Source organism: Streptomyces sp. NPDC054932 (assembly GCF_053610205.1).
The window spans coordinates 1-11008 of the sequence record NZ_JBSGXU010000244.1 but is presented as its reverse complement, the minus strand read 5'-3'; the positions used below and the strand labels follow the sequence as shown (position 1 = coordinate 11008).

Sequence of the window (11008 nt, the reverse complement as noted above, 5' to 3'; positions counted from 1 at the left end):
GAGCCGACGGCCGGAGCCCACTGTGCGGGGGCTCCGGCCGTCCCCTTTTCCCCCGCCCGGGCGGGGGAAAAGGGGCCCCGGAACCCCCGGTTCGCCCGACTGGACCGCCCCGGCTTTTCCGGCGGAGCCGGACGGGGTACGACTCACAAGTAGCACCGGCTGGTAATCCGGTGAACCGACTCCGGCGGCGAGGTGAGTCCCCGCATGTCCGCAACACAGCCCGTACAGCCCGTACAACCCAGCGGCACACAGCCCAAGGTGACCGAGCGCGAGGCACGGCAGGTCGCGGAGGCGGCCCGGGAACAGGACTGGCGCAAACCCAGTTTCGCCAAGGAACTCTTCCTCGGGCGCTTCCGGCTCGACCTGATCCATCCCCACCCGCTCCCCGACGACGAGGACGTCCGGCGGGGCGAGGCCTTCCTGGCCCGGCTGCGGGAGTTCTGCGAGACCCGCATCGACGGGGCACTCATCGAGCGCGAGGCGAAGATCCCCGACGAGACCGTGCGCGGGCTCAAGGAGCTCGGCGCCCTCGGGATGAAGATCGACCCCAAATACGGCGGCCTCGGTCTCACCCAGGTCTACTACAACAAGGCGCTGGCCCTCGTCGGCTCGGTGAGCCCGGCCATCGGGGCCCTGCTCTCCGCCCACCAGTCGATCGGCGTGCCCCAGCCGCTCAAGATGTTCGGCACGCAGGAGCAGAAGGACACCTACCTGCCCCGCTGCGCCACCACCGCCATCAGCGCCTTCCTGCTCACCGAGCCCGACGTGGGGTCCGACCCGGCGCGCCTGGCCACCACCGCGGTCCCGGACGGGGACGACGCGTACGTGCTCGACGGCGTGAAGCTGTGGACGACCAACGGGGTCGTCGCCGACCTGCTCGTCGTGATGGCCCGCGTCCCGAAGTCGGAGAACCACCGGGGCGGGATCACCGCCTTCGTCGTGGAGGCGGACTCGCCGGGGATCACCGTCGAGCACCGCAACGCCTTCATGGGCCTGCGCGGCCTGGAGAACGGCCTGACGCGCTTCCACCGGGTGCGGGTCCCCGCGAACCAGCGCATCGGCGCCGAGGGCGCCGGCCTCAAGATCGCCCTGACCACGCTCAACACCGGCCGGCTGTCCCTGCCCGCCATGTGCGTCGGCGCCGGGAAGTGGTGCCTGAAGATCGCCCGCGAGTGGTCCGGCGTACGCGAGCAGTGGGGCCGGCCGGTCGCGAAGCACGAGGCGGTCGGCGCCAAGATCTCCTTCATCGCCGCCACCACCTTCGCCCTCGAAGCGGTGGTCGACCTCGCCTCCCAGATGGCCGACGAGGACCGCAACGACATCCGTATCGAGGCCGCCCTCGCCAAGCTCTACGGCTCCGAGATGGCCTGCCTGATGGCCGACGAACTGGTCCAGATCCGCGGCGGCCGCGGCTTCGAGACCGCCGAGTCCCTGGCGGCCCGCGGCGAACGCGCCGTCCCCGCCGAGCAGATGCTCCGCGACCTGCGCATCAACCGGATCTTCGAGGGCTCGACGGAGATCATGCACCTGCTGATCGCCCGCGAGGCCGTCGACGCCCACCTCTCGGTGGCGGGCGACCTCATCGACCCGGAGAAGGCGCTCGGCGACAAGGCGAAGGCCGGAGCCCGGGCCGCCGGCTTCTACGCCCGCTGGCTGCCCAAGCTCGCCACCGGTCCGGGCCAGGTCCCCGGCACCTACCGGGCCTTCCACCCGAACGGCCACCCCGACCTCTCCACCCACCTGCGCTATGTGGAGCGCAGCGCCCGCAAACTCGCCCGCTCGACCTTCTACGCCATGTCCCGCTGGCAGGGCCGGATGGAGACCAAACAGGGCTTCCTCGGCCGGATCGTCGACATCGGCGCCGAGCTCTTCGCGATGAGCGCGGCCTGCGTCCGGGCCGAGCACCTGCGCGCCTCGGGCGAGCACGGCCGCGAGGCGTACCAGCTGGCCGACGCCTTCTGCGAGCAGGCCCGGCTCCGCGTCGAGGAACTCTTCGGCCGGCTCTGGTCCAACACCGACGACCTCGACCGCAAGGTGGTCGCGGGCGTCCTGTCCGGCACCTACGCCTGGCTGGAGGAGGGCGTCCTCGACCCCTCCGGCGACGGCCCCTGGATCGCGGACGCCGCCCCCGGACCCTCCACACAGAAAAACGTGCACCGCCCCATCCGCTGACCTGCGATCATCGCCGGACGTCGGACAGACGTACGAGGATGAGTACGAGTACCGGTACGCGTACGAGCACAGTGCGAGGCGGACGAGAACGATGCCGACGGCCGAGGAAGACCGCACCAGCCGACGGCTGGCCTGGTGCGTGGCGCATCTGCTGCGCCACGCACCGGACCACGTCGTCAGTGACATGATCAACAGGCTGGACGGGCCCACCCGCAAATACCTGTGCCGGGACGAGTGGCTGTCGGCCTCGACCGTCACCCTGCTGCTGCGCCACGGCGGCGCGGCGGACCGGCAGTACATCGCCCGCAACCCCCGCGTCGTGGGCCGACCGCTGCCCGGCCTGCCCGGCCCCGCGCGGTACGTCCGCCGCCGCACACCGGCGCAACTCCTGCCCGTGCTGGGCGCCGAGCTCGGCCGGGACCCCGCAGCAGAGCCGCTCGGCGCGGCCGAGCTCGCCGGCCTGCTGCGCCGGCACGGCAGGCGCGGGCCGCGGGTCCCGCTGGACATCCTGGCGCTGCGCCACCGGCCGGACCCGGAGCAGCTGTTCGCCGAGCACGTCCGCGAGCCGCTGCCGGCCGGCTCCGTCGAGGCCCTGCTGCTCGTCGCGGACCTGCCCCCGGAGACCGTCCTTGCGTTCCTGGCCGCTCCGGCCGCGCCCTTGGACGGGCGCTCCTGGCACCGGCCCGCCGTCCGGGCCGTGCGGATGGGCCGGGTCACGCACGAGGAACTCGTCGCCCACCTCGCCCCCGCGCACCGGACCCTGCTGCTCGCCCGCCTGCCCGCCGCCGGCGGCCTGCGCTGGACCCTGCCCGAACAGGCCGGCATGCAGAGCGCCGTGCTGCGGGCCCTGCGCCCGCTGGGGGACGATCCCCGCCTGTGGGCGGAGCTGCTGCGGCACGCCCCCGGCCACGAGGGCCCGCTGCCCGCGCTGGTCGCCGCCGTGGCCGACGGCACGGTGCCCGCGGCGGCCGGAGCGGGCGAGCCCGGGCCCGACCTCGTCCGTGCGGTGCGCCACCTGACCCCGACGGCCGCCGAGCCCTTCGGGGGCGTGGAGCGCGAGCTGGCCCTCGCGAGCCTGGCCGTGCCGATGGACAGCGTCCAGGAGGACATCCGCTGGGTGCGCGACTGCCTCGACCGCGGACTGCTCACCGGCATCGACGTGATCCGGCACAAGCTGCCGGCCTGCTGGGCCCTCGACCAGGACCACTGGCTCGGCGAGGTGAACCATCCCGACCGGCACGACCGGCCCGAGGCCGTCCTCGCCTCCCACGCCGAGGCCGACCGGCTGCTGGCCCTGGCGCTGGACGAGGACCCCGAAGCCTGGTGGCGGGTCGCCCGCACGCTCCCGGAGTTCGCCGGAACGCTCCCGCACCTGCTTCTGCGGGTAACGGAAGGGGGCTCCGTGTCCGGCCGCTCCTGACTTGCGGCAACAATGGGGGGCATGAGCGACCGCCCAGCCCCCCTCGCCGATCCGCACCTCCTCTTCGACCCCGCGGCCGGCCTCCGGGACATCGTCATCCTCGGGTCCACCGGGTCCATCGGGACCCAGGCCATCGACCTCGCCCTGCGCAACCCGGACCGGTTCCGGGTCACCGCACTGTCCGCCGCCGGCGGGCGGGTGGAGCTGCTGGCCGAGCAGGCCCGGCTGCTGCGGGTCAAGACGGTGGCCGTCGCCCGCGAGGACGTCGTACCGGCCCTGAAAGAGGCGCTGAGCGCCCAGTACGGGCCGTCCGAGCCGCTGCCCGAGATCCTGGCCGGTCCGGACGCCGCGGCCGAGATCGCCGCCTCCGAGTGCCACACCGTCCTCAACGGCATCACCGGTTCCATCGGCCTGGCACCGACCCTCGCCGCCCTGCGGGCGGGCCGGACCCTGGCCCTGGCCAACAAGGAGTCGCTGATCGTCGGCGGCCCGCTGGTCAAGGCCCTGGCCGAGCCGGGCCAGATCATCCCCGTGGACTCCGAGCACGCGGCGCTCTTCCAGGCGCTGGCCGCCGGCACCCGGGCGGACGTCCGCAAGCTCGTGGTGACCGCCTCCGGCGGGCCCTTCCGCGGCCGCACCCGCGCCGAGCTGGCGAGCGTGACCGTGCAGGACGCGCTCGCGCACCCCACCTGGGCCATGGGCCCGGTGATCACCGTCAATTCCGCGACCCTGGTCAACAAGGGGCTGGAGGTCATCGAGGCGCACCTGCTCTACGACATCCCCTTCGACCGCATCGAGGTCGTGGTCCATCCGCAGTCCTACGTGCACTCGATGGTGGAGTTCACGGACGGCTCCACGCTCGCCCAGGCCACCCCGCCGGACATGCGCGGCCCCATCGCGATCGGTCTCGGCTGGCCCGAGCGGATCCCGGACGCCGCCCCCGCCTTCGACTGGACCAAGGCCTCCACCTGGGAGTTCTTCCCGCTGGACACCGAGGCCTTCCCGTCGGTGGGCCTCGCCCGGCACGTGGGCACCCTCGGCGGCACCGCCCCGGCCGTGTTCAATGCGGCCAACGAGGAGTGCGTGGAGGCATTCCTGGCAGGTCGGCTGCCGTTCACAGCAATCATGGATACGGTCTCTGCCGTGGTCGACGAGCACGGGACACCTGAGTCGGGAACCTCCCTGACGGTCCAGGACGTCCTAGAAGCAGAGGCCTGGGCCAGGGCCCGGGCGCGGGAGATGGCGGCTCGGGCCGCCGTGGAGGCGCGCGCATGACGCTACTGATGACGGTGCTCGGGGTCGTGGTCTTCGCGGTCGGCCTGCTGGTCTCCATCGCCTGGCACGAGCTGGGGCACCTGTCCACGGCCAAGCTCTTCGGCATCCGCGTGCCGCAGTACATGGTGGGCTTCGGGCCGACCATCTGGTCGCGGAGGAAGGGCGAGACCGAGTACGGGATCAAGGCCATCCCGATGGGCGGCTACATCCGCATGATCGGGATGTTCCCGCCCGGCGAGGACGGCAAGGTCACCGCCCGCTCCACCTCGCCGTTCCGGTCGATGATCGAGGACGCGCGCTCGGCCGCGTACGAGGAGCTCCAGCCCGGGGACGAGAGCCGGCTCTTCTACACGCGCAAGCCGTGGAAGCGCGTGATCGTGATGTTCGCCGGGCCGTTCATGAACCTGATCCTGGCCGTGGCGATCTTCCTCACGACCCTGATGACCTTCGGCCTGAACACCCAGACCACCTCGGTCGCCACCGTCTCGGACTGCGTCATCCAGCAGAGCGAGAAGCGCGACAAGTGCGTCCCCGGGGACCCGGCCGCGCCCGCCAGGGCCGCGGGCCTGAAGGCGGGCGACAAGATCGTCGCCTTCAACGGCCGATCGGTCGGCGACTGGTCCGTCCTGCAGAAGAACATCCGCGCCACCGTCGGCCCCGCCACGATCACGGTGGAGCGGGCCGGTGAGCGCCTGGACCTCACGGCGAACCTGATCGAGAACAAGGTCGCCAAGACGGACGGCAGCGGCCGGTACGTCAAGGACGAGTACGTCACCGCGGGCTTCCTCGGCTTCGCCCCCGCCTCCGGCTACGTCCCGCAGTCCTTCGGCCAGTCCGTCGACCGCATGGGCGAGATGATGCAGGCCGGCGTGCAGTCGCTGGTCGAGCTTCCGACCAAGGTCCCGGACCTGTGGAACGCGGCCTTCAACGGGGCCGAGCGCAAGCAGGACAGCCCGATGGGCGTCGTGGGCGCGGCCCGGGTCAGCGGTGAGATCTTCACCCTCGACATCCCCGCCCAGCACCAGCTGGTCTTCTTCCTCAACCTGCTGGCAGGCTTCAACCTCTCGCTGTTCCTGTTCAACATGCTGCCGCTGCTGCCGCTCGACGGCGGCCACATCGCCGGCGCCCTGTGGGAGTCGGTCCGCAGGGGCGTGGCGCGGATCTTCCGCCGCCCCGACCCCGGCCCGTTCGACGTGGCGAAGCTGATGCCCGTCGCCTACGTGGTCGCGGGCCTGTTCATCTGCTTCACGCTGCTCGTGATGGTGGCGGACGTGGTGAACCCGATCAAGATCACATAGTTTGCGGGGCTCTGCCCCAGCCGTACGGGAGCCGGGCACGGATCGTGCCCGGCTCCCTACGTTCGGGTGGCGCACCCCTCGGATGCACGGGCCGCGCCTTGATTGGCGTAATCTCGAAGCCTGGAGCCCGCCGATCTCGGGACCTTGATCCACACCTTGGGGTTGCACAGCAGATGACTGCCATCTCTCTCGGAATGCCGGCCGTGCCGACGAAGCTTGCCGACCGCAGGGTCAGCCGCAAGATCCAGGTCGGCAAGGTGGCCGTCGGCGGCGACGCACAGATCTCCGTGCAGTCGATGACCACCACCCGCACCTCCGACATCGGGGCGACGCTCCAGCAGATCGCCGAGCTGACCGCCTCCGGCTGCGACATCGTCCGAGTGGCCTGTCCGACCCAGGACGACGCCGACGCGCTCGCCGTGATCGCGAAGAAGTCGCAGATCCCGGTCATCGCCGACATCCACTTCCAGCCCAAGTACGTCTTCGCCGCGATCGACGCCGGCTGCGCCGCGGTCCGCGTGAACCCGGGCAACATCAAGCAGTTCGACGACAAGGTCAAGGAGATCGCGAGGGCCGCGAAGGACGCGGGCACCCCGATCCGCATCGGCGTCAACGCCGGCTCCCTCGACGCCCGCCTGCTGAAGAAGTACGGCAAGGCCACCCCCGAGGCGCTGGTCGAATCCGCGCTGTGGGAGGCCTCCCTCTTCGAGGAGCACGGCTTCAGCGACATCAAGATCTCGGTCAAGCACAACGACCCGGTCGTCATGGTCAACGCCTACCGCCAGCTCGCCGCCGCCTGCGACTACCCGCTGCACCTGGGCGTCACCGAGGCCGGCCCCGCCTTCCAGGGCACCATCAAGTCCGCCGTCGCCTTCGGCGCGCTGCTGTCCGAGGGCATCGGCGACACCATCCGCGTCTCCCTCTCCGCCCCGCCGGCGGAGGAGGTCAAGGTCGGCATCCAGATCCTGGAGTCGCTGAACCTCAAGCCGCGCCGCCTGGAGATCGTCTCCTGCCCGTCCTGCGGCCGCGCCCAGGTCGACGTCTACAAGCTGGCCGAGGAGGTCACGGCGGGCCTGGAGGGCATGGAGGTCCCGCTGCGCGTCGCGGTCATGGGCTGCGTCGTCAACGGCCCGGGCGAGGCCCGTGAGGCCGACCTCGGCGTCGCCTCCGGCAACGGCAAGGGCCAGATCTTCGTGAAGGGCGAGGTCATCAAGACCGTCCCCGAGTCGAAGATCGTGGAGACCCTCATCGAAGAGGCGATGAAGATCGCGGCGCAGATGGAGGCGGACGGCATCACCAGCGGCGAGCCCACCGTCGCGATCGGCGTCTAGGTTCCAGCGGTCCCACAACGGCGGCCCCGGCACCGTTCCCGCAGTTCGGGGGCGGTCCGGGGCTGTTTCGTGACCCTCGGACGCGGCATCCCCGGGCGCCTTTGGGTACAGTGCGGAGATCAGCAGACTTGCATGGTGAGGCCCCAGTGTTGACGCAGACCACGACCCGGGTCCTTGAGCCCAGTGATCTCGACGCCGCGCTCGAAATCCTCGGACGCGAGCCGGTCGAGAACGCCTTCGTCACCTCCCGGGTCCAGGTCGCCGGACTCGACCCCTGGCGCCTGGGCGGCGAGATGTGGGGCTGGTACGCCGACGGCGAGCTCCGTTCGCTCTGCTACGCGGGCGCCAATCTGGTCCCCGTCTGCGCCGGACCCGACGCCGTACGCGCCTTCGCCGACCGGGCCCGCCGCACCGGGCGCCGCTGCTCCTCCATCGTCGGCCCCGCCGAGCCCACCCGGCTGCTGTGGCAGCTCCTGGAGCCCAGCTGGGGCCCGGCCCGCGAGGTCCGCTCCCACCAGCCGCTCATGGTCATCGAGCGCCCGTCCACCACGGTCGAGGCCGACCCGCAGGTCCGACGGATCCGCAAGGACGAGATGGAACTGATCATGCCGGCCTGCGTGGCCATGTTCACCGAGGAGGTCGGCATCTCGCCGATGGCCGGTGACGGCGGACTGCTCTACCAGGCCCGCGTCGCCGAACTCGTCGCCAGTGGCCGCTCCTTCGCCCGCGTCGACGACGGCAAGGTCGTCTTCAAGGCCGAGATCGGGGCCGCGACCGCCCGCGCCTGCCAGATCCAGGGCGTGTGGGTGGACCCCGAGTTCCGCGGCCGCGGACACTCGGAGACCGGGATGGCCGCCGTCGTCGCGTACGCGCTGCGGGACGTGGCCCCCGTGGTCAGCCTCTACGTGAACGACTTCAACGCCGCCGCGCGGGCGGCCTACCGGCGCGTGGGCTTCCGTGAGGTCGGCGCGTTCATGAGCGTCCTCTTCTGAGCCCGGACCGGCCCTGATCCACACGGCGGGCCACGGACCGCTGCGATGGCATTCCGGCGCCCCCGTACCGCGAAGTAAGGTCGCCGCATGCTGCCTTCCGGAGTCCGAATCGGTCCCCTCGACCTCGCCGCCCGCGTGGACGAGGCCCTGCGCGTGCAGGCCGTCGCCTTCGGCCTCAGCGAGGAGGAGGTCGGCATCCGGCGCTACATCGTCCAGCGCCACATGACCTGCCGCGGCGCCCGTGCCCTCGGGGCGTTCGCCGAGGACGGGGCGCTCACCGGATTCGTCTACGGGATGCCGAACGACCGCACCCACTGGTGGTCCACCATCGTCGAGCCCTATCTGCGGGCGGGCGGGCACGAGCAGTGGCTCGACGGCTCCTTCGTGATCACCGAACTGCACGTCCACCCCGGCTTCCAGGGCCACGGCGTCGGCCGGGCGCTCATCACCCGCATCACCGACGACGCCGCCGAGCCCCGCTCGATCCTCTCCGCCATCGACACCGAGAGCCCCGCCCGCGGCCTCTACCGGGCCCTCGGCTACACCGACCTCGCCCGCCAGGTCCACTTCCCGAGCGCGAGCCTCCCCTACGCCGTCATGGGCGCCACCCTGCCCCTGAGCAGGCCCTGAAACCGTTTCCGCGGGTGGCGGCACCCCCGGTAACCTCCGGGCATGTCTACGCAACACGTGCAGCGCATGTCCCGCCTCATGGCCAAGACCCTCCGCGAGGACCCGGCCGACGCCGAAACCCTCAGCCACCGGCTCCTGGTCCGCGCCGGCTACGTCCGGCGCAGTTCGGCCGGGGTGTGGACGTGGCTGCCGCTCGGCAAGCGGGTCCTGGACAACGTCTCGCGCGTCGTCCGCGAGGAGATGGACGCGATCGGGGCCCAGGAGGTGCTGCTGCCGGCCCTGCTGCCGAAGGAGCCGTACGAGGTCAGCGGGCGCTGGTCGGAGTACGGGGACCTGCTGTTCCGGCTCAAGGACCGCAAGGGCGCGGACTACCTGCTCGGGCCGACGCACGAGGAGATCTTCACCCTGGTGGTGAAGGACCAGTGCACCTCGTACAAGGACCTGCCGGTCATGCTGTACCAGATCCAGACCAAGTACCGCGACGAGGCGCGACCCCGGTCGGGGGTGCTGCGCGGGCGCGAGTTCCAGATGAAGGACTCGTACTCCTTCGACGTGTCCGACGAGGGCCTGGAAGAGTCCTACCGGCTCCACCGCGAGGCGTACGTCCGCATCTTCGAGCGGCTCGGCCTGGACCACCGGATCGTCTCGGCCGTGTCGGGCGCCATGGGCGGCTCGGCGTCGGAGGAGTTCCTGGCCCCGGCCGGGGCCGGCGAGGACACCTTCGTGGACTGCCCCTCCTGCACCTACGCGGCGAACACGGAGGCCGTGACCTTCGCGCTGACCCCGGTGTCCGCCGAGCACCCGCCGCTGGAGGAGGTGGACACCCCCGACACCCCGACGATCGAGACCCTGGCCGCGCACCTGGGGGTCCCCGCCTCGGCGACGCTGAAGAACCTCCTGGTGAAGGTCGACGGCGAGATCACGGCCGTGGGCGTGCCGGGTGACCGCGAGGTGGACCTCGGCAAGCTGGGCGAGCACCTGGCCCCGGCGGTGGTGGAGTTGGTGACGGCCGAGGACTTCGAGGGCCGCCCGGACCTGGTACGCGGCTACGTGGGCCCGCAGGGTCTGGAGAAGGTCCGCTACCTCGCCGACCCCCGTGTCGCTCCCGGCACTTCGTGGGTGACGGGGGCCAACCGGGCGGACACGCACGCCCGGAACGTGGTCTGCGGGCGGGACTTCGAGGTGGACCGGTACCTGGACGTGGTGGTCGTGGAGCCGGGCGACCCCTGCCCGTCCTGCGGGGCGGGGCTGCGGCTCGACCGGGCCATCGAGATCGGGCACATCTTCCAGCTGGGCCGCAAGTACGCGGACGCCTTCGGGCTGGACGTCCTCGGCCGCGAGGGCAAGCCGGTACGGGTCACGATGGGCTCGTACGGCATCGGCGTCTCCCGCGCGGTGGCGGCGCTGGCCGAGCAGACGGCGGACGAGCGCGGCCTGTGCTGGCCGGCGGCGGTGGCCCCGGCCGACGTCCACGTGGTGGCGGCGGGCAAGGCGGTGCCGCTCGCGCTGGCGGAGGAGGCGGCGACGGCGCTCGCCGCGTCGGGCCTGCGGGTGCTGCTGGACGACCGGCCCGGCCTGTCGCCCGGCGTGAAGCTCACGGACGCGGAACTGATCGGCGTGCCGTGGATCCTGGTGGCGGGGCGGCGCTCCGCCGACGCGGTGGTCGAGCTCCAGAACCGCGCCACCGGTACCCGCGAGGAACTCCCCCTCACCGAGGCCCTCGCCCGCCTGACCGGTCCGCGCCCCTGACGGTTCGGCCCGGGAAACGGACGAGGGGCGGGGTGAAGGCTCCGCGCAGCGGCTACTCGCGCGGGCCGTCCGGGTCCGGGTCCGCCGGCGGTGGCGCGTCCAGCATCAGGCCGTCGGCCGGGCCGCCGAGCACGTCCCTGG

General features: G+C 72.0%; 8 protein-coding genes. All 8 read left to right on the top strand.

From position 1 onward, the window contains the following. Positions 1–204 precede the first annotated feature (204 nt). The 8 genes from ACWGE1_RS37100 to ACWGE1_RS37065 all read left to right on the top strand — a co-directional run bounded on the left by ACWGE1_RS37100 (position 205) and on the right by ACWGE1_RS37065 (position 10867). The gene (locus tag ACWGE1_RS37100; protein WP_453424870.1) at positions 205–2172 is read left to right on the top strand and encodes an acyl-CoA dehydrogenase family protein; all 1968 of its coding nucleotides are present in this window, start codon (positions 205–207) and stop codon (positions 2170–2172) included. A 91-nt stretch (positions 2173–2263) separates the two neighbouring features. Beyond that, positions 2264–3592, top strand: coding sequence for a hypothetical protein (locus tag ACWGE1_RS37095; RefSeq protein ID WP_453424869.1), 1329 nt, complete (start codon positions 2264–2266; stop codon positions 3590–3592). A 21-nt stretch (positions 3593–3613) separates the two neighbouring features. Then, positions 3614–4867 (top strand): 1-deoxy-D-xylulose-5-phosphate reductoisomerase, encoded by a 1254-nt coding sequence (dxr, locus tag ACWGE1_RS37090; RefSeq protein WP_453424868.1) that lies wholly within the window; start codon positions 3614–3616, stop codon positions 4865–4867. Beyond that, entirely contained in the window at positions 4864–6165 is a 1302-nt protein-coding gene (locus tag ACWGE1_RS37085) for a M50 family metallopeptidase (RefSeq protein WP_453424867.1), read from the top strand. Before dxr ends, ACWGE1_RS37085 begins: the two co-directional genes overlap by 4 nt. Before the next feature lie 173 nt (positions 6166–6338). After that, positions 6339–7496, top strand: a complete 1158-nt coding sequence (gene ispG / locus ACWGE1_RS37080; protein WP_453424866.1) for a flavodoxin-dependent (E)-4-hydroxy-3-methylbut-2-enyl-diphosphate synthase — start codon at positions 6339–6341, stop codon at positions 7494–7496. Positions 7497–7645: 149 nt separating this feature from the next. After that, positions 7646–8488: a GNAT family N-acetyltransferase gene (locus ACWGE1_RS37075; RefSeq protein ID WP_453424865.1), complete on the top strand. Its 843-nt coding sequence runs from the start codon at positions 7646–7648 to the stop codon at positions 8486–8488. A gap of 87 nt (positions 8489–8575) precedes the next feature. Beyond that, positions 8576–9118: a GNAT family N-acetyltransferase gene (locus ACWGE1_RS37070; RefSeq protein ID WP_453424864.1), complete on the top strand. Its 543-nt coding sequence runs from the start codon at positions 8576–8578 to the stop codon at positions 9116–9118. Between the two features lie 42 nt (positions 9119–9160). Beyond that, positions 9161–10867, top strand: a complete 1707-nt coding sequence (locus tag ACWGE1_RS37065) for a proline--tRNA ligase (protein WP_453424863.1) — start codon at positions 9161–9163, stop codon at positions 10865–10867. Positions 10868–11008: the final 141 nt, after the last annotated feature.

Bases quoted from the DNA above. Each gene is read 5' to 3' on its own strand.
- ACWGE1_RS37100 (WP_453424870.1), top strand. From the start codon at position 205: ATGTCCGCAACACAGCCCGTACAGCCCGTACAACCCAGCGGCACACAG.
- ACWGE1_RS37095 (WP_453424869.1), top strand. From the start codon at position 2,264: ATGCCGACGGCCGAGGAAGACCGCACCAGCCGACGGCTGGCCTGGTGC.
- dxr (WP_453424868.1), top strand. From the start codon at position 3,614: ATGAGCGACCGCCCAGCCCCCCTCGCCGATCCGCACCTCCTCTTCGAC.
- ACWGE1_RS37085 (WP_453424867.1), top strand. From the start codon at position 4,864: ATGACGCTACTGATGACGGTGCTCGGGGTCGTGGTCTTCGCGGTCGGC.
- ispG (WP_453424866.1), top strand. From the start codon at position 6,339: ATGACTGCCATCTCTCTCGGAATGCCGGCCGTGCCGACGAAGCTTGCC.
- ACWGE1_RS37070 (WP_453424864.1), top strand. From the start codon at position 8,576: ATGCTGCCTTCCGGAGTCCGAATCGGTCCCCTCGACCTCGCCGCCCGC.
- ACWGE1_RS37065 (WP_453424863.1), top strand. From the start codon at position 9,161: ATGTCTACGCAACACGTGCAGCGCATGTCCCGCCTCATGGCCAAGACC.